Annotated in this window: 13 protein-coding genes and 1 pseudogene; 7 read left to right on the forward strand and 7 right to left on the reverse strand. The window is 73.6% G+C overall.

Annotated elements, in window-relative coordinates; translation table 11 throughout:
• The first annotated feature begins 79 nt into the window (after positions 1-79).
• Positions 80-475, forward strand: coding sequence for a DUF3040 domain-containing protein (locus GA0070620_RS30340; RefSeq protein WP_091596662.1), 396 nt, complete (start codon positions 80-82; stop codon positions 473-475).
• Positions 476-785: 310 nt separating this feature from the next.
• On the opposite strand, the pseudogene GA0070620_RS30345 reads toward GA0070620_RS30340, so the two are convergent.
• The 3 genes and pseudogenes from GA0070620_RS30345 to GA0070620_RS30355 all read right to left on the reverse strand — a co-directional run bounded on the left by GA0070620_RS30345 (position 786) and on the right by GA0070620_RS30355 (position 5,635).
• Positions 786-3,286, reverse strand: a pseudogene (locus tag GA0070620_RS30345) (transglutaminase family protein).
• A complete protein-coding gene (locus GA0070620_RS30350) occupies positions 3,283-4,581 on the reverse strand; it encodes a DUF58 domain-containing protein (RefSeq protein ID WP_091596668.1) in 1,299 nt (432 codons plus the stop codon). The pseudogene GA0070620_RS30345 and the gene GA0070620_RS30350 overlap by 4 nt, the downstream one beginning before the upstream one ends.
• A gap of 1 nt (position 4,582) precedes the next feature.
• Positions 4,583-5,635, reverse strand: coding sequence for an AAA family ATPase (locus GA0070620_RS30355; RefSeq protein ID WP_091596671.1), 1,053 nt, complete (start codon positions 5,633-5,635; stop codon positions 4,583-4,585).
• 243 nt (positions 5,636-5,878) lie between these two features.
• Between GA0070620_RS30355 and GA0070620_RS30360 the strand changes: the two genes are divergently transcribed.
• Together GA0070620_RS30360 and leuS are read left to right on the forward strand one after the other, a co-directional pair.
• A complete protein-coding gene (locus GA0070620_RS30360) occupies positions 5,879-6,694 on the forward strand; it encodes a cysteine hydrolase family protein (protein ID WP_091596674.1) in 816 nt (271 codons plus the stop codon).
• 283 nt (positions 6,695-6,977) lie between these two features.
• The gene (gene leuS, locus GA0070620_RS30365) at positions 6,978-9,818 is read left to right on the forward strand and encodes a leucine--tRNA ligase (protein WP_091596677.1); all 2,841 of its coding nucleotides are present in this window, start codon (positions 6,978-6,980) and stop codon (positions 9,816-9,818) included.
• A gap of 120 nt (positions 9,819-9,938) precedes the next feature.
• On the opposite strand, the gene GA0070620_RS30370 is transcribed toward leuS, so the two are convergent.
• The 4 genes from GA0070620_RS30370 to GA0070620_RS30385 are packed head-to-tail and all read right to left on the reverse strand — an operon-like array spanning position 9,939 to position 13,372.
• Positions 9,939-10,727 (reverse strand): phosphotransferase, encoded by a 789-nt coding sequence (locus tag GA0070620_RS30370; RefSeq protein ID WP_091596680.1) that lies wholly within the window; start codon positions 10,725-10,727, stop codon positions 9,939-9,941.
• On the reverse strand, positions 10,724-11,515 hold the full coding sequence (locus GA0070620_RS30375) for a TVP38/TMEM64 family protein (RefSeq protein WP_377520102.1): 792 nt from the start codon (positions 11,513-11,515) through the stop codon (positions 10,724-10,726). The genes GA0070620_RS30370 and GA0070620_RS30375 overlap by 4 nt, the downstream gene beginning before the upstream one ends.
• Positions 11,413-12,135, reverse strand: a complete 723-nt coding sequence (locus tag GA0070620_RS30380) for a type 1 glutamine amidotransferase (protein ID WP_091596686.1) — start codon at positions 12,133-12,135, stop codon at positions 11,413-11,415. The genes GA0070620_RS30375 and GA0070620_RS30380 overlap by 103 nt, the downstream gene beginning before the upstream one ends.
• Positions 12,125-13,372, reverse strand: coding sequence for a MurT ligase domain-containing protein (locus tag GA0070620_RS30385; RefSeq protein ID WP_091596688.1), 1,248 nt, complete (start codon positions 13,370-13,372; stop codon positions 12,125-12,127). Before GA0070620_RS30385 ends, GA0070620_RS30380 begins: the two co-directional genes overlap by 11 nt.
• A 354-nt stretch (positions 13,373-13,726) precedes the next feature.
• Here GA0070620_RS30385 and mraZ point away from each other — a divergent pair, with 354 nt between their 5' ends.
• The 4 genes from mraZ to GA0070620_RS30410 all read left to right on the forward strand — a co-directional run bounded on the left by mraZ (position 13,727) and on the right by GA0070620_RS30410 (position 18,288).
• Complete coding sequence (mraZ, locus tag GA0070620_RS30395; RefSeq protein ID WP_091596691.1) at positions 13,727-14,158, forward strand: division/cell wall cluster transcriptional repressor MraZ; 432 nt, start codon at positions 13,727-13,729, stop codon at positions 14,156-14,158.
• 204 nt (positions 14,159-14,362) lie between these two features.
• On the forward strand, positions 14,363-15,469 hold the full coding sequence (gene rsmH / locus GA0070620_RS30400) for a 16S rRNA (cytosine(1402)-N(4))-methyltransferase RsmH (RefSeq protein ID WP_091599638.1): 1,107 nt from the start codon (positions 14,363-14,365) through the stop codon (positions 15,467-15,469).
• Positions 15,466-16,068, forward strand: coding sequence for a hypothetical protein (locus GA0070620_RS30405; RefSeq protein WP_091596694.1), 603 nt, complete (start codon positions 15,466-15,468; stop codon positions 16,066-16,068). The genes rsmH and GA0070620_RS30405 overlap by 4 nt, the downstream gene beginning before the upstream one ends.
• Before the next feature lie 3 nt (positions 16,069-16,071).
• Positions 16,072-18,288 (forward strand): peptidoglycan D,D-transpeptidase FtsI family protein, encoded by a 2,217-nt coding sequence (locus GA0070620_RS30410; protein ID WP_091596696.1) that lies wholly within the window; start codon positions 16,072-16,074, stop codon positions 18,286-18,288.
• Positions 18,289-18,403: the final 115 nt, after the last annotated feature.

The following is an 18,403-nucleotide window of genomic DNA, read 5'->3' on the forward strand; positions in this document are numbered from 1 at the left end:
ACTTGCGGGTAAGCAGCCGGATGGCTGCCACGGTCTGTCGGTCCGAACGGGCCGACCAACGTGACCGGGGAGGAGTGCCGTGCCGCTCTCGGAGCACGAGCAGCGGCTGTTCGAGCAGATCGAGCGGTCGCTTGCCGAGGACCCCAAATTCGCCTCGGCCGTGCGCGCCAGCGATCCGCGTTTCCACGCGCGGCGTCGCCTGCTCGTCGCTGCCGGCGTCATCATCGCTGGCCTGGCCCTGCTGGTCTATGGCGCGGTGATCAAGACTCCGCCGCTGGCTGTGGCGGGATTCGTCGTCATGTTGGCCTCGGCAGCGTTCGCGGTGCAGTCGCACCGCCGGGCGCAGTCACCTGACCTGCACGTGGTGGGCGGCACGACGAGTCGTCGCCGGTCCCGCGGTCGTTCCGGTCGGCGGTCCTCGATCCTCGACCGGATGGAGGACCGGTGGCGGCAGCGCCCGGAGGGGCACCGCTGAGCCCTGCCCGCCACTGAGGCGGGCGCACCACAGCGACGGGCGGGTCGCCGGGATCCCCGGCGACCCCCGCCGTATCCGCACGCCCCGCGCCGCCGACGCTCCGGCTCGTCACTCGTTCGCGGTGGCCGGCTCCGCAGGATCGACTTTGGTTCCCTGATATGGCGGTGTCCCGCGCGACCGGACAGCGCGACATCGCCGGAGCGGCCGGGGCCGTACCGGGGGGCACGGAAACACCGAGGTGGCCCCCCGCACGGGAGGCCACCTCGGGGACGTCACCGGCCGCCCGGGTCGCCCGGCGGCGGTGCGGCGCTCAGCGGGCCGCCCGGTCGGCGAGCAGGCGGCGCGGATTCCAGCGGAACAGCCGGTACCGGACCCGCCCGGTCACCGTCACCAGGCGCGACGACGTGTCCGCCAGGCCGGTCCGCCATCGCAGCAGCACCGACGGCGGCAGGAACGCCGCGAGCAGGCGCGTACGCCGGTCGGCGGACGCGGCGAGCGCGCCGCGTACGGAGCGCAGGGCCGGGGCCAGCGGCTCGCCGCTGAGCGGGTCGCGGGCGTAGCGGGCCCGCTCCTCGGCCCGACCGAGCAGACGTGCCGCGGCGCCGGCGTCGGCGTCCTCGGCGAGCGACTCCCGGACCAGCCGGTCGGCCGTTGCCCGGGGAGTCTCCGTCCGGTCCACCCGGACGCGGAAGTCGACCAGCGTGTCGAGCAGCTCGTCCCAGGCGGCGTGCGCGTCGGCACGGGCTCGGTCCGCGTCCGCGCCGACCACCACCATGCGTGGCCCGGCCGGGGAACCGGCCCCCACCTCCGGTGCGGGTGACGTGGCGACGGCCGGCGCGCCACGACCCCGCCGTCGGCGCAGGGCCGCCCGGCGCAGCGCGGGCACGGCCAGCAGCAGGAGGACAGCCAGCACACCGGCCGCCCACCACGGCCACACCGGCGCCTGCCGCGTCGGAGTGTCGGAGTCCAACGCCAGCCCGGAGTCGGTGTCCCGGTCGGCCGCGTCCGGGCCGGCCGGTCCGGCCGAGGGGTCGGTACTGCCCGGGGTGGTCGGCGTGCTCGCGTCGGGGGTGGTCGGCTCGGGGGCGTCGGTGTCCGGGGCCCAGGCGGAACGGGTGGAGCCGGTCACGCCGTACGCCGGGGTGGCGTCGAACGGCACCCAGCCGAGCCCGTCGAAGTAGACCTCGGTCCAGGCGTGCAGGTTGCGGTTGGTCAGGGTGAAGGTGTCACCGGTGCGGTTGCTGCCGTTGGTGAAGCCGAACGCCACCCGGGCGGGGATCCCCGCCGAGCGGACCAGCCAGGCCATCGCCGCCGCGTACTGCTGGCAGAAGCCGACCTTGTTGGTGAGGAAGTCGACGATGTCCTGGCCGCTGGTGCCGCCCTCGGTGCTCAGCCGGTAGCTGAAGCCGTTGTCCGAGGAGAAGTAGTCGTAGATCGCGCGGACCTTGTCGTAGTCGCTGCTCTTGCCCTGGATGAGCTGCCTGACCAGCTGCTCGACCTCGGGCACCGCCGGGGTGGCGGTCTGTTGGCGGCGGACGGGGTGGTCGGCCGGCAGCGGTCGCGCGGCCCGCAGCGCCGCCGTCGTGTACGTGGAGCGGACGTAGTCGAAGGAGTACCGCTTGTTGCGCGAGTTCTCCCGGTTGGAGAAGACGACCTGGAGGCTGGAGTCGTAGAGCCAGTTGCCGTTCAGGTCGTCGACCTGCACCGGGTCGGAGTAGAACGGCAGCAGCGGCATGGCCAGGTCCCGGGTGATCTCCACAGTCGCGCGGTGGCGCTCCTGCTGGACGCCCGCACCGGCCCGCTCGGACGCGTCGGGCAGGCCCCGGTTGACCGGCCGTCCCGTGGGGTTGCGCACCCGGAAGCCGTCCGGCCGCAGCTCGTCGGCCACACCGAAGCGCAGGTAGAACGGGTCGGTCTCGTCGGTGGTGACCTTGACCATGTCGGCCACCTGCGACTGGTTGAGCTGGCCGCTGAGGGCGGCGAACAGGTCGATCCGGCCCGGGTTGCCGCCCTGGCCCGCCCCTCCGATGCCGTTGCCGTCGCCGGACGCGCTGGTGAGGCTGTCGAGCAGGGAGCCACTCATGCCCGGCACGGGCGCCAGCGGCAGCAGCACCGCCACCGCGACACCGAGCACCGCGAGCCGGCGACCGGCGGCGGCCAGCGGGGACGCCTCCCAGACGTCCACGTCGCGGCCGTCGCCGGTGAACCGGCGGCCGAAGCGGCGTACCCGGTCCACGTTGTCGGCCACCAGCAGCCACAGGAAGCCCGCGGCGCCGATCACGAACGGCACCGGGGGGACGCTGTCGACGTAGATCGCGACCGGCACCGAGTAGATGGCGAGCATCGGCAGGCCGGCCAGCGCGGGGCGGCGCATGCCCACGGCGAGCAGGTCGACCACCACGGTCACCCCGCCGACGCCGAGCACCGCGAGGAACAGCAGCGGGTCCGTGTCCGGGACCTTCACGCCGTACGAGCGCATGTCCTGCACGGAACCGCTGAGCAGCTCGCCGAAGTGGGTGAACGTGCCCGGCGTGGGCAGGAAGGCGAGCAGCTCGCTGCCGCTGGGAAACAGCCAGGTCAGCGCCAGCGTCAACCCCGCCACCATGCCCAGCACCTGACCCCAGAGCGGGGCCCGCAGCGCCCGGGCGACCGCCGCCACGGCGGCGACCAGCGCGACCGCGATGGCCGACTGGATCAGCCACGTCCAACGCTCGAAGATCGCGGACAACGGCGCCGCGGCGAGCAGCGTCGCCGCGGCGGCCACGAGGCCGAGATTCCGTTGCCCGATCATGACAGCGTTCCTCCGCTCATCGCATGCCCCCGGCCACCGTCTCGGCCAGCGCCGCCCGCACCGCGAAGCCCTGCGAACCGCGGCCCGCCTGCGGCCAGACCGCCGGAAGCCGGCTGCCGTGGTCGACGCCGATCACCCGCCAGCCGCTCTGCAACAGCACCAGCGCGGCGGCGGCGTGCGCCTGCTCCGCCTCGGCCCGTGCCTTCTCGGGCAGGGTGAGCCAGGTGGAGCTGTCCATGAGGAAGCCGACGCAGGTCGCGCCGTTGGCCCGCAGACCGGCCAGCAGCTCGGCCTCGGCCGTGCTGAGCGTGCCGAGCACCGCGATGATCAGGCCGCCGTCGGCGCGCTGCCGGACCCGCTGCACCAGGGCGGTCACCTCGGCCCGCTGGTCGAGGCGGACCTCGGCGAGCTGGTCGAGGAGCAGCCCGTCACCGCCCGCCTCGGAGGCGTCCACATCCGCGCCCGAGCCGGTGACCAGGCGCAGCTTGTAACCGGCCTGGCGCAGGTGCACCGCGACGCTGGCGGAGGCGGACACCGCCCACTCGAAGCTCGCCGTCGGGCCGTCGCCCCGGTGACCGTACGCGCGGGTGTCGAGCACCACGGTCGCGCGGCTCTCCCAGGGCTGCTCCTCGCGGCGCACCATCAGCTCACCGGTGCGGGCGGTCGACTTCCAGTGGACCCGGCGCAGGTCGTCGCCCATCCGGTACTCACGGGTGGCCGCGTCGTCCTCGCCGTGCACCGCCACCGAACGGGCCCGGCTGTCGCCGCTGCCCGCGTACTCCCCCGGAAGCCGGACCGACGGCAGCGGTGCGACCTGCGGGATCACCGTGAGGTGGTCGGTGCTGGGGAAGGCGCGGGTGAGCTCGCACAGACCGAACGGGTCGGTGAGCCGGACCACCAGCGGTCCCACCTCGTAGCGGCCCCGCACGTCGGCCCGCACCGTGTAGGCCACCGAGCTGGCCTGGTGGGCGCCCAGCCGCTCCAGCACCACCCGCGGCCGGCTGCCCAGCGCGTAGGGCAGGCGGTCCTCCAGCAGGAGGGTGCCGGTGGGCAGGCGGGACATGTTCTGCAGGCGGAGCACCACCCGGGAGCTGGCCCCGACCGGCACCCGGTGCGGGTCCAGCGAGCGGTTGCAGGCCAGCTTGTAGCGGCTGCGGCCGACGTAGGCGGCCGCCAGCAGCGGCAGGACGGCGAGCAGCACGGCCACCCGGAGCAGGTCCTTCTCGCCGAGGATCCCCGCCGAGACGGCCGCGGCGACCGCCGCGGCCAGGAACGAGCGGCCGCGGGTGGTCAGCCCGCGCAGCCCTTCACGCACGTCACGGCCTCCGCGGCTCGTACGGCCCGCGGCCGTTGCCCTGGGTGGGGCGGGTGTCGTAGGGGGAGCGCTTGCGGTCGTGCGGCAGGGGCAGCCGGTGCACCAGCTCGGAGACGATCGCGTCGGTGGTGCGGCGGGCGAGCTGCGCGTCGGCCGTCGGGATGATGCGGTGCGCCAGCACCGGCACGGCGAGGACCTGGAGGTCGTCGGGGAGCACGTAGTCACGCCCCTCCAGGGCGGCCACCGCGCGGGCGGTGCGCAGCAGTTGCAGCGTGGCCCGGGGGGACGCGCCGAGACGCAGGTCGGGGGCCTCGCGGGTGGCGGTGACCAGGTCCACCGCGTACTGCTTCACGGCGTCGGCGACGTGCACCTGACGGACCGTGGCGATCAGCTGCCGTACGACGGTCGCGTCGGCGACCGGGCGCAGCTCGTTCAGGGGGTCCGTCGCGCCGTGCCCGTCGAGCATGGCCAGCTCGGCGCCGGCGTCCGGGTAGCCCATCGCGATGCGGGCGGTGAACCGGTCGCGCTGCGCCTCGGGCAGCGGGTAGGTGCCCTCCATCTCGATCGGGTTCTGGGTGGCGATGACCATGAACGGCGTCTGGAGCTGGTAGGTCACGCCGTCGACGGTGACCTGCCGCTCCTCCATGCACTCCAGCAGCGCCGACTGGGTCTTCGGCGAGGCCCGGTTGATCTCGTCGCCGACGACCAGGTTGGCGAAGACCGCGCCCGGCCGGAACTCGAAGTCGTGGGTCTCCTGGTTGTAGACGCTCACGCCGGTGACGTCGCTGGGCAGCAGGTCCGGGGTGAACTGGATCCGGCGCACGGAACAGTCGATGGAACGGGCGAGGGCCTTGGCGAGCTTCGTCTTGCCGACGCCGGGGACGTCCTCGATGAGGAGGTGCCCCTCGGCGAGCAGGACGGCCAGCGCGAGCCGCACGGTGGCGGTCTTGCCCTCGATGACCTGCTCGATGTTGGCCACGATGGCCTCGCTCGCCGCGCGGAACTCGTCGTGGGGCAGCAGGCCACCCACCTCGTCCCAGGTCTGTTGTGTCACGGGCCTCCTCCTCGTCGCCGGACGGCAGCTCTGTAGAGAGCACCTGGACCCGCCGTTGGGTTGTTCGCGACGCCGAGCCACGTCTGCCGCAGTAATCTCACTGGCCTCTCAGGCTAACCATGTTTGTCGTGATCGCCGACCCCCGCAGGAAGACCGCCCGGTTACGCCCCGAATATTCGTCGTACCGGGGGACATCACCCGCACCGACCGGGGTAGGCCGCCGGCGGTGAAGGGGGCGAGGCGATGCACCCGCAGCGCGACATCTACGGCGACACCGGTGACGGCGGCGTACGGCTCGGGGGCGGCGCCGCCCGCTGGCACCTGTACGACGACCGCGTCGACCTGGCGCCGCACGAACCGGCCGCCCGGCGGACCCGCTTCGACGCGGAGCTGCTGCCGTTCGTGGCGGACCTGGACGCCTGCGCGCTGGCCGTGATCGACGTGCAGAACGACTTCTGCTCACCGGGTGGCTGGACCGACCGTTCGGGGCTCGACCACACCGCGTGCCGCGCGGCGGTGCCGGGCGCGGTACGGGCGGTGCGGGCGGCCCGCCGGCACCGGATCCCCGTGCTCTGGATCTACTGGCACAACCGCCCCGACCTGCGCAACCTCGGCGCCCCCACGCTCTGGTCCTTCAAGCACCGGCGGAACCAGCGGGGCATCGGCGAGGAGCTCGACCGCGGGCGGGTGCTCACCGCCGGGTCCTGGGGCGCCGAGCTGGTCGACGAGCTGAAGGAGCTGGTCGAGCCCGAGGACATCCGGGTGTCGAAGTTCCGGATGAACGGCTTCCACGGCACGCACCTGGACCAGGTGCTGCGCAGCCAGGGCATCCGGACGCTATTCCTCGCCGGGGTGAACGTCGACCAGTGCGTCAGCGCCACGATGGAGGAGGCCTACTTCCTGGACTACGGGGTGGTGCTCGTCGAGGACGCCACCGCCACGTCCAGTCCGGGCTACTGCAAGGAGGCGGTGATCTTCAACGCGAAGCAGTGCTGGGGCTTCGTCACCACCACCGACCGGTTCGCCGAGCCCACGCCCGAGCCGGTGCCGGGCGGCTGAGCCGCCCCGCCGCCCGGTCGGCCCGGCACGCTGCCGCCCCGCCGCGCGTCCCGACCCGTGGTAGCGGGACGTCGTGGCCACCGGGCCTGGGGGTACACTGCGGTCATGGCCGGAGTCTTCCTGCTTCTTACCGGGCCGTGCTGATGCGCTGAGACGCGCGACAGCACGGCGGCCCCTCCTGCGCGAGGGGCTTTTTTGTGCCCGTCGCCAGCCGGCCGGCGGCGGGCGGCGAGCAGCAGCAGGCAGCACGAGACGACCGCGCCGAGTGACGCGAGGAGACGCGATGAGTGAGGCAGCCGCACCGGCGGGCGACATTCCCCCGTTCCGGTACACCGCGGCCCTGGCCAACGAGATCGAGAACCGTTGGCAGGACATCTGGGAGCAGCAGGGCACCTTCCACGCCCCCAACCCGACCGGGCCGCTGGCCGACCCCGACCACCCCCGGGCCGGCGCGGAGAAGCTCTACGTGCTGGACATGTTCCCCTACCCGTCGGGCGCCGGCCTGCACGTCGGGCACCCGCTGGGCTACATCGGCACCGACTGCTTCGCCCGCTACCAGCGGATGGCGGGCCGCAACGTGCTGCACGCGATGGGCTTCGACGCGTTCGGCCTGCCCGCCGAGCAGTACGCGGTGCAGACCGGCACCCACCCGCGGACCACCACGGTGGCGAACATCGCGCGGTACAAGGCCCAGCTGCGCCGGCTGGGCCTGGCGCACGACGAGCGCCGCTCGGTGGCGACCATCGACACCGACTTCTACCGCTGGACCCAGTGGATCTTCCTGCAGGTCTTCAACTCCTGGTACGACCGGCAGGCGCGCAAGGCCCGCCCGATCGCCGAGCTGATCGCCGAGTTCTCCGGCGGCACCCGGCCGACCCCGGACGGCCGCCCCTGGGCGGAGCTGTCCGTCGCCGAGCGCCGGGCGATCGTCGACGACCACCGGCTGGCGTACGTCTCGGAGGCGCCGGTGAACTGGTGCCCGGGCCTGGGCACCGTGCTGGCCAACGAGGAGGTCACCGCCGACGGCCGCTCGGAGCGGGGCAACTTCCCGGTCTTCAAGCGGAACCTGAAGCAGTGGATGATGCGGATCACCGCGTACGGCGACCGGCTGCTGGACGACCTGGACACGCTGGACTGGCCCGAGGCCATCAAGCTGATGCAGCGCAACTGGATCGGCCGGTCCATCGGCGCGCACATCGACTTCCCGACCGCGGTCGAGCCGGTCCGGGTGTTCACGACCCGGCCCGACACGATCTTCGGCGCCACCTACATGGTGCTGGCGCCCGAGCACGAGCTGGTCGACCAGCTGGTGCCGGCGGCCTGGCCGGAGGGCACCCGGGACGCCTGGACGGGCGGTCACGCCAGCCCGCGGGTGGCCGTCGAGGCGTACCGCAAGGCGGCGGCGGCCAAGACCGACGTCGAGCGGCAGGCCGACACGAAGGAGAAGACCGGGGTCTTCGTCGGGGCGTACGCGACCAACCCGGTCACCGGCGCCCAGATCCCGATCTTCATCGCCGACTACGTGCTGGCCGGCTACGGCACCGGCGCGATCATGGCGGTGCCCGCCCAGGACGAACGGGACTGGGCGTTCGCCGAGGTCTTCGACCTGCCGATCGTGCGGACGGTGCAGCCGTCGGAGGGCTTCGACGGCAAGGCGTACACCGGTGACGGGCCGGCGATCAACAGCGCCGCCCCCGACCGTGGCCTGGACCTGAACGGCCTGGGGGTCACCGACGCCAAGGCGCGGATCGTCGAGTGGCTGGAGGCCAACGGCCACGGTCGCGGCGCGGTCACCTACCGCCTGCGGGACTGGCTGTTCTCCCGGCAGCGCTACTGGGGTGAGCCGTTCCCGATCGTCTACGACGAGACCGGCGCGGCGATCGCGCTGCCCGAGTCGATGCTGCCGGTCGAGCTGCCCGAGGTCGACGACTTCTCGCCGAAGACGTTCGACCCGGAGGACGCGAACTCCAACCCGGAGACCCCGCTGTCCCGCCGTCGGGACTGGGTCGAGGTGGAGCTGGACCTGGGTGACGGACCGAAGCGGTACACGCGGGAGACCAACGTGATGCCGCAGTGGGCCGGCTCGTGCTGGTACGAGCTGCGCTACCTGGACCCGACCAACCCCGACCGGTTCGTCGACGCCGAGAACGAGCGCTACTGGATGGGCCCGCGCGAGGCGGGTGACTGCGGGGGCACCGACCTGTACGTCGGTGGCGCCGAGCACGCGGTGCTGCACCTGCTGTACGCGCGGTTCTGGCACAAGGTGCTGTACGACCTGGGGCACGTGTCGTCGTTCGAGCCGTTCCGCAAGCTGTTCAACCAGGGCATGATCCAGGCGTACGCGTACACCGACGACCGGGGCAGCTACGTGCAGGCCGAGGAGGTCGTCGAGCGCGACGGCGGCTACTACCTGGGCGACGCCGTGGTCAACCGCGAGTACGGCAAGATGGGCAAGTCGCTGAAGAACGTGGTCACGCCGGACGAGATGTGCGCCGCGTACGGGGCGGACACGTTCCGGGTCTACGAGATGTCGATGGGCCCGCTGGAGGTGTCCCGGCCGTGGGAGACCCGGGCGGTCGTCGGCTCGTACCGGTTCCTGCAGCGGGTGTGGCGGGCCGTCGTCGACGAGCAGACCGGTGAGCTGCGGGTCACCGAGGACCCGGCGGACGACGCGACCCGGCGGCTGCTGCACAAGGTGATCGACGGGGTCCGCGCCGACATGGAAGGGATCCGGTTCAACACCGCGATCGCCAAGCTGATCGAGCTGACCAACGGGCTGACCCGGCTGTCGGCCACCCCGCGTGAGGTGGCCGAGCCGCTGGTGCTGATGCTGGCGCCGTTCGCCCCACACGTGGCCGAGGAGCTGTGGCGGCGACTGGGCCACGCCACCTCGCTGACGTACGCGGACTTCCCGGTGGCCGACCCGGCGCTGCTGGTCGCCGAGACGGTGACCTACCCGGTGCAGGTCAACGGCAAGGTCCGGGGCCGGGTGGAGGTGCCGGCGGACGCGACGGAGGAGACCGTGCGGGTCGCCGCGCTGGACGCGGTCGCCGCGACCCTGGGTGGCAAGGAGCCGCGCAAGGTCATCGTCGTGAAGGGCCGGATGGTCTCGGTCGTCGCCTGACGGGCGGCACGCGGGCCCCGCGGGGCTCGCGTCGATCATGCAGTTGTGGTGCCCGGTTCGCCCGGAACAGGGGATTGATCCCCCACCACAACTGCATGATCGTCGGGCGTGGAGGGCGGGTCAGGCGGTCAGGGCGGTCAGGACGGTGTCGTGGTGCTGCCGTAGCCAGCGCTGCCAGCCGCGTACCCCCTCGACGACACCCGCCGCGCGCAGCCGGCGCATGCCCGGCTCGTCCCGGTCAGCGCCGGCGTCGATGCCCCGCCAGGTGCCCTCGATCTGGTCGAGCATGACGTCGACCAGTTCGGCGGCGGACAACGGTGGGCCGTCCGCGCCGATATAGGCGTCGCGGAGCAGCCGGGCGCGGCGACCCAACTCGGTCGGGTCGGCTCCCGGCCCCAGCCCGGCCCAGTGCCAGGCGGCGAAGGCCACGTCCTCGATCCGCCGACCCGGGGCGGCCAGGTCCCAGTCGAGGAACGCCACCGGCAGCGGCCCTTCCGGGAAGTCCCGGTAGACCGTGTTCTTCGGCGACAGGTCGCGGTGGCAGACGGTCTCCGCGCCGGCGGCCAGGGGAGTGCCGGCGCACGCGTCGTGCAGCCGGCGGATCAGCTGGGCCAGCCGGACCAGGGCGGGGTCGGCGAAGTACGCCGGCTCCTCCCGGTCCCGCCAGGGCACCCGGCCGTCGAGGTGGCTGAGCGTCTGCCGGCCGTGCTCGTCGGTGCCGAGGTGGCGGGGCGCGAGGTCCGCGCCCATCCGGTCGAGGTGCGTGAGCAGTGCCGCCTGGAAGTCGGCGTTGGCGGGCGGGGTGCGCCGTACGGTGTCGCCGATCCGGACCACCTCGGCGATAAAGCCGCCGGAGAGTCGCCGCTCCGCGTCGGCTGCGGCGGGCGCGCGCTCGGGCGCGGGGGTCATGACGCGACGGTGGCGGCCGCGCGGCGCTGCCGTTCGGCCCGCCACCAGCGGCGGATCAGCACCACGCTGGCGATCAGGCCGAGCGCGCTGGGTGCGGCCGCGTACCAGTTGACGTCACCGGGTGAGGTGACCGCGGCGCCGAGGGCGGCGTAGCCGAACGCGGTCGGGGCGGCGGCGATGACGCTGCCGGCGAGGAACGGCAGGATCCGCGCGCCGGTGGTGCCGTAGCCGTAGCTGACCAGCCCGAACCCGGCGATCGGGAGCAGCCGTACGGTGATCACGCCGAACACGCTCTGCCGGGCGAACCAGCCGTCCAGCCGGGCCAGTCGGCCGCGGACCCGCTCGGCGACGAACTCCCGGCCGAGCAGCCGGCCGACGGTGAAGCCGATCGCCGCCGCGATCAGCGCCGCGCCGAGGGCGTAGCCGGCGCCCTCCAGCGGGCCGAAGATGGCGCCCGACGCGAGGGTGACGAAGGTGCGGGGCACCAGGGCCACCAGCAGCAGCGCGCCGCCGAGGACCGCCGCGACCGGCGCGTAGGGGCCGAGCCGCCCGGCCAACCGGGGCAGGTCGGACGGATCGGGCCGGGGCACCACGAGCAGCAGCACACCGCACGCGGCGACCAGGAGCAGCAGCACCGCGAACCGCACGGCCGACGGCTGCCGCAGCAGCCGCCGGACGGCGGGGATCACGGACGGGCGGCGGCCGCCACCGCGGCGCGGCGCTCGGACCGGAGCCGGTCGGCCCACGTGTCGTCCAGCGGCGGGAGCTGGTGAACGCCGGTGGCCCAGCGCAGCAGCAGGTCCGCCAGGGCCGGGTTGCGGGCCAGGGCGGGGCCGTGGGAATAGGTGCCGAGCAGCTTGCCCCGCCAGGCGCCCTCGGTGGCGCCGTCGTTGCCGATGCCGGTGGTGACCCGGGCCAGCGGCGACACGCTCGGGCCGAGCTGGGTGCGCCCGCCGTGATTCTCGAAGCCGCTCAGCGGCGGGATGCCCAGCCGCGGGTCGATGTCGCCGGCGAGCTCGCCGACGGCGCGGGTCTCGCCGCGGTCGGAGCTGATGTCGAGCAGCTCCAGCCCCGGGTACTTGGTGCCCTTGGCGAAGAAGGACGTGCCGAGCAGCTGGTAGCCGGCGCAGACACCGAACACCACGGAGCCCTGGGCGACCGCCCGGTGCAGCCCGCCGTCGGCGAGCAGCCGCTGGGCGCCGAGCGCCTGCGGGCCGTCCTCGCCGCCGCCGATCAGGTAGATGTCGGCGGAGGCCGGCAGGCGCTGGTCGGAGCGGACCTCGAGCATCTCGACCGGCATGCCCCGCTGACGGGCCCGCCGCTGCAGGATCAGGGCGTTGCCCCGGTCGCCGTAGGTGGAGAGCAGGTCCGGGTAGATCCAGACGATGCGCAGGCTCTCAGTTGACACGGTCCAACTCCGCTCGGATGTCCTGGAACGCGGTGTAGTTGGCGATGACCTCCAGGCGCCCCGGTGGCACCGAGCGGATCGCCTCCTCGAACGAGCGTACGTGCTGGAACGGCACGTCGTTGACGTCGAGCCGGACCGCCAGGTCGTACGCGCGGTCGCCGGTGATCAGCACCTGCCGGCCGCGCAGCGGCGCGAAGTCGACGTCGAACAGCCACGAGGTGTCCAGCCCGTCGGGGTCCCGGGCGTTGATCGACAGCAGGGTCGGCGCCAGGTCGGCCATGTCGAAGGCCTCCAGCCAGCTGGCCGGGTTCTTGGCCAGCAGCAGCCGGATGTTGCGCCCGTCCCGGTCCACCTGCGCGTAGCGCCCGGCGACGGAGGTGACGCTGGACAGCCGGGACACCGCGTCGACCGGCCGTACGCCGAACTCGGCGGCCACCGCCAGCGCGGTCGCCGCGTTGCCGAGGTTGACCCGGCCGGGCAGTTGGAGGGCGACCTTGTGCCACGCGCCCGTCGGGTCGGTCACGCCGTCGTCCTCGACGGTCCACTGCGGCTCGGGCCGGCGCAGCGGGCAGCCGGTGCACCGCCACTGCTCGCCGGAGCGCTCGATGGTGGAGCCGCACTCGGGGCAGACCCAGGAGTCGTCGTGCCACCGCTGGCCGGCGCTGAACCAGGTCACGTGGGCCGGGCTGACCCGGCGGTCCTGGCCGGCCGGGGGTGAGGCGGCCCAGACGACCATCGGGTCGTCGGCGTTGGCGACCACCCGCACGTCGGGGTGCCGGACCAGCGCCGCGCGCCAGAGCTGCGCCATCATGGCGACCTCCTTGGCCCGGTCGAGCTGGTCGCGGGAGAGGTTGAGCAGCGCCACCACGTGCGGCTCGGTCGCCTCCAGCACCTGCGCGAGGTAGTGCTCGTCGACCTCCAGCACCGCGTAGGGGGTGCTGCCGGCCTTCGCCAGCGCCGACGTGTGCCCGGTCGGCATGTTGGCGCCGAACGAGTTGGTGGCGACGCGGCCGAGCACGCCGACCGCCGCGGCGGCCAGTCGGGTGGTGGTGGTCTTGCCGTTGGTGCCGGAGACGAGCGCGATGGCACGTCCGGCGGAGAGGTGCGCCAACAGGTCCGGGTCGATCTTGAGACCGATCCAGCCACCGATCACCGAGCCGTCACCCCGGCCGGCCGCCCGCGAGAGGGCCGCGGCGGTCCGGGACACGGAGCTGGCCACCTTCGCCCGCAGGGGCATCTTCGCGTCCGTCACGCGAGCGAGGTTACCGGACCGCTCGGCTCGCCAGATCGCCGCCGAGGGCGAACCGTTCGGTCGGGGAACGTGGGCGGCGCGGCCGATCCCGTCTGGACCGGACGGAGTCGATCTATGTCGGAAAGCGGACGGCGCGCGGGGGACCTCCGGCCCTCCACTCCGCTCCACCCCCTGTGACGTGCGGTTTTGGGCGGGGATCGGACGCGCCACGCGGGCGATTCTGGTTGCGGGTGGAGGGAAGTGGAGTAGAGTGGGGCCCAATGGTGAGGCCGGGAGGGCCCACCGGCCCGGGGGGTCAGCGGCGCCGCGAACGCCGCTCAAGGGCGAGGGGGTTGGGCCGTGTTCCTCGGCACCCACACTCCGCGCCTGGACGACAAAGGCCGGTTGATCCTTCCGGCGAAGTTCCGGGACGAGCTGGCGGGGGGTGTCGTGATCACCAAAGGGCAGGAGCGCTGCCTCTACGCCTTCCCGATGCCCGAGTTCCAGCGGATCGCGGAGCAGTTGCGTGCCCAACCGATGACGAGCAAGGCGGCCCGCGCCTACAGCCGGGTCTTCTTCGCCAGCGCGCACGACGAGGTGCCGGACAAGCAGGGCCGGGTGACGATCCCGGCGCACCTGCGGGAATACGCGGCACTCGACCGTGAGCTGGTCGTCATCGGCGCGAGCACGCGGGTGGAGATCTGGGACAAGGTCGCCTGGGAGACCTACCTCGCCGAGAGCGAAGACGAGTTCGCCGACATCGAGGAGGGGGTGCTGCCCGGCGGTCTCTAGGGCGGAACGGCGCCCGGCGTACTGCGAGATCTCCAGCCGCTTTCGAGTTCCTGGCACCCCTTCCCCGGTGCCAGGCGCACGATCTCTCGGGGGGCCTCGGCCTCGCGACGGGCGGGAGCGGATGGGGATCTGGCGGTACGGCGACCGGCGCCGTTCGTCACAGGGCGCGAGACGGAAGAACGGTTACCAGCGGTGGGGGTCGACATGGGGGAGCTACGCGGCACGCACGTGCCGGTGCTGCTCGAGCGGTGTCTCGAGCTGCTGGCCCCCGCGCTGGGGCGAGGTGGTCGGACGATCCACGTCGACGCGACGCTGGGTCTGGGCGGCCACGCCGAGGCGGTGCTGGAGGCGCATCCGCAGACCGTGCTGATCGGGCTCGACCGGGACACCGAGGCGCTCGCGCACGCACGCGTCCGGCTGGCCCGGTTCGCCGACCGGATCCACCTGGAGCACGCGGTCTACGACGAGCTGCCCGACGTGCTCGACCGGCTGGGTTACCCCGGGATCGACGGCATCCTGTTCGACCTGGGCGTCTCGTCGCTCCAACTGGACGCGCCCGACCGCGGGTTCGCCTATGCGCAGGACGCGCCGTTGGACATGCGGATGGACCAGACCCGGGGGGTGACCGCCGAGGAGGTGGTCAACACCTACGGCCATCCGGAGCTGGCCCGGGTGCTGCGCGTCTACGGCGAGGAGAAGTTCGCGGGGCGGATCGCCTCGGCGATCATCCGGGAGCGGGAACGGGCCCGGATCACCTCGTCGGCGCGGCTGGCCGAACTGGTCCGGGAGAGCATTCCGGCACCAGCCCGACGAACGGGCGGACACCCGGCAAAGAGAACGTTTCAGGCTTTACGGATCGAGGTAAACAGGGAGCTGGCAGCGCTGGAGACAGCGTTGCCAGCCGCGCTCGACACGCTCAACGTGGGCGGCCGCATGGTGGTCCTGTCCTACCACTCGCTGGAGGACCGGCTCACCAAGGCGGCGCTCGCGGACCGGGTCCGCAGTAAGGGTCCGGTCGACCTCCCGGTCGAACTGCCCGGCACCGGCCCGACGTTCCGGCTGCTCAGCCGGGGCGCCGAGCTGCCCGGGGAGCGGGAGGTCGCCGCGAACCCGCGCGCCGCCTCGGTGCGGCTGCGGGCCGCGGAGCGTATCGACCCGGATGCCGAGCAGCAGGGGCGGACCGACCGCGAACGGTCCCGCCGCCGCGTCAAGGCGATGAACCAACCGGGGACGGGGTCCGTGGGATCCGTGGGGGATCGGCGGGCGCCGGGGGACGGCAGAGGGACGGACGAAGAGGGGGAGGGGACATGAACGTTGACGGGCGCGAGCGTCGGAACATCACCGGCGTCGGGCAGCGCGCACCGCGGTCGGGGGGCCGGACCGCGGCGGAGCGGGTCACCAGCGTCGGGAACGGTACGACACGTGTGAACCGGGGGAGCCGGCAGGGGGAGGAGCGTGCGCGGGGGGCGCGCGAGTTCCCGACCCAAGGCAGCGCGGCGCTGCGTCCGGCGCAGCGGCCCGCCCCGGCGGGCACCCGTGCGCCCCGGCTGCGGGTGGCGCCGCCGGCGCCGGTGTCGGTGCCGCGGGCGCCGTTCGCCGCGCTGATCGTGGTGCTCGTGGTCGGTGGGGTGCTCGGCGTCCTGCTGGTCAACACCAAGATCAACGAGAACGCGATCCGGCTGGAGAAGCTCCAGCAGCACCAGGCCCGGCTCGACCTGGAGGAGGAGGCGCTGAACAAGCAGATCGCCGACTCCGAGGCTCCGGGCAACCTGGCCGCCCAGGCCCGCAAGCTGGGCCTGGTTGAGTCGGGCGAGCCGGGTTACATCCGGCTGCCCGACGGCAAGACCATCGGTGTGCCGCAGCCGGCCACCGGGCAGCCGTCGGTGGCCAGCCAGGGCGCGGAAGGCTGACCCGTGCCCCCGAGGTCGGAGGATCCGCGCCGGGATGCCACAGGCTCCCGGCGCGGCTCGTCCCGGGACGGCGGCCGCCGCGACGCCGACCCGCGGACCGGCGAGCCGGGCGTCGGGGGCATCTCCGGCGCCCGGGCGTACACCCCCCGGGGACGCACCGTCCGCGAGGAGCGGGGCGGGCTGCCCCGGACCGGCGGCGGGGGCGCGGCCGAACAGCGGCGCACGCCGCGCAGCACCCGCTCCGGTGACCCGTTCCGGCCGGCTCTTCAGGTGCTCGACGGTGGGCGCGCCGGCGCCGCCCGTGCCGCCCGCCGCGCCGCACCCGCGGCCAACCGCTCCGGCGTCGTCCGCACCGTCGCGCCGCGCGCCCCGCGTACCCCGTGGGACGAACCCGCCGCGCCACGGCGTCGCACCGTCCCGCGCACCCCGCGCCGGCCGGACCGCCCGGCGGCCCGGCGGCCGTCGCGCAAGCCTCCACGCCCGCCGAAGCTGGCCGACCCGCGGCTGCGCCTGCGCCTGGGCACGGTGCTCACCCTGGCCCTCTTCGCCACCATCGGGATCCGGCTGGTCTTCCTCCAGGCGGTGGACACCCCGGCGTACGCCGGCGGCGGCGTCGCCGACCGGACCCGCACCGTGGACCTGCCGGCACCGCGCGGCGCGATCTACGACCGGACGGGCGCCCTGCTGGCGCACAGCGTCGAGGCCCGGTACGTCTTCGCCGACCCGACCCTGATCGAGGACGCCACGGCCACCGCCCGCGCCCTCTCGCCGCTGCTCGGCATCCCCGCCTCGAAGCTGACCGAACAGATGCGCCCCCGCAAGCTGGAGAACGGCAACCCGTCCCGCTTCCAGTACCTCGCCCGAGGCGTGCAGATCGCCACCGCCCGCCAGGTGATGGCGCTGGAGCTGCCCGGCATCGGCGTGCACCGGGACGAGCGCCGCGAGGTGCCCGGCGGCGACCTGGCCGCCAACCTCATCGGCTTCACCAGTCAGGACATGACCGGGTTGGAAGGGCTGGAGGCCCGCTACGACGACGTGCTGCGCGGCGTCGACGGCAAGCGGGTGTACGAGGCCGGCCTCGGCGACCTGGCCGCGCCCATCCCCGGCGGCTACAGCCGGACCACCCCGCCCAAGCCGGGAAGCTCGCTGAAGCTCACCATCGACCGGGACCTCCAGTACATGGTGCAGGTGATCCTGAGCCGGCGGATGGCGCAGGTCCACGGCGGCACCGCCGCGGCCGTCGTCATGGAGGTCGGCAGCGGTGAGGTGCTGGCGCAGGCCAGCCATCCGACGTACGACGCGGCGAAGCCGATCCCCAGCGACCCGGTGGCCCGGGAGGACGTCGCGACCAGCTTCGTGGTCGAACCCGGCTCGGTGCACAAGGCGATCACCTTCGGCGCGGCGCTCCAGGAGGGGGTGATCACCCCGGAGACCACGCTGCCCATCGCCAACAGCATCACGAAGGGCGACACCCCGTTCTCCGACACCCACCCAGCCAACGGCAGGCGGATGAGCGTGCCGGGGATGCTCGCGTACTCCTCGAACGTCGGCACGATCACCGTCGCCGACAAGCTCGGCCCGGAGCGCCTGATCGACTACCAGCGCCGGTTCGGGCTCGGCCAGCCGACCGGGGAGGGGATGCCGGGCGAGGCCGGCGGCCGGCTGCTGCCCGCCGAGGAGTGGAGCGACTCGTCGCACGGGTCGGTGCCCATCGGGCACAGCGTCGACGCGACGCCGCTGCAGATGGCCGCCGCGTACGCCGCCATCGCCAACGACGGGACGTACGTCCAGCCGCGCCTCATCAAGGAGGTCGTCGGCCCGGACGGCAAGAAGACGCCGGGGGAGGCGCCGGTCACCCGGCCGGTGCTGAGCCCGCAGAACGCCAGCGCGCTGCGGACCATGCTGGAGGCCGTCACCACCGTCGACGACGCCACCGGCACCCTGGCCGCCGTGCCCGGTTTCCGGGTGGCTGGGAAGACCGGCACCGGCTGGCGGCTGGTCGACGGCAAGAAGCAGCGTGGTGAGGTCTCCTCGTTCATCGGCATGGCGCCGGCCGAGAAGCCCCGCTACGTGATCGCGGTCTTCGTGTACGACCCGGACAGCGGCGGCGCCCGTGTCGCGTCCCCGGGATTCAGCGAGATGATGAGTTACACGCTGCGTCACTTCCGGGTCGCCCCGACGGGCACCCCGTCGCCCACCTTCCGTGTCTTCCCGGGATAGCGCGAACGTCGGCGTCGCCCCGCGATCGCGTACCGCTCGCGGGGCGGCTCGTCGCGCCCGCCGCCCCCGACGGGCCTGACCAGCGGTGTCCCGGTCGATGCGCCCCGAGCGGCGA

Origin of the sequence: Micromonospora krabiensis (assembly GCF_900091425.1) — a bacterium.
In the GTDB taxonomy this organism is placed as follows: Bacteria; Actinomycetota; Actinomycetes; order Mycobacteriales; family Micromonosporaceae; genus Micromonospora; species Micromonospora krabiensis.

Excerpts from the sequence above, each read along its gene's own strand:
- GA0070620_RS30360 (WP_091596674.1), top strand. The coding sequence starts at position 5,879 with ATGCACCCGCAGCGCGACATCTACGGCGACACCGGTGACGGCGGCGTA.
- leuS (WP_091596677.1), top strand. The coding sequence starts at position 6,978 with ATGAGTGAGGCAGCCGCACCGGCGGGCGACATTCCCCCGTTCCGGTAC.
- GA0070620_RS30370 (WP_091596680.1), bottom strand. The coding sequence starts at position 10,727 with ATGACCCCCGCGCCCGAGCGCGCGCCCGCCGCAGCCGACGCGGAGCGG.
- GA0070620_RS30385 (WP_091596688.1), bottom strand. The coding sequence starts at position 13,372 with ATGCCCCTGCGGGCGAAGGTGGCCAGCTCCGTGTCCCGGACCGCCGCG.
- rsmH (WP_091599638.1), top strand. The coding sequence starts at position 14,363 with ATGGGGGAGCTACGCGGCACGCACGTGCCGGTGCTGCTCGAGCGGTGT.
- GA0070620_RS30405 (WP_091596694.1), top strand. The coding sequence starts at position 15,466 with ATGAACGTTGACGGGCGCGAGCGTCGGAACATCACCGGCGTCGGGCAG.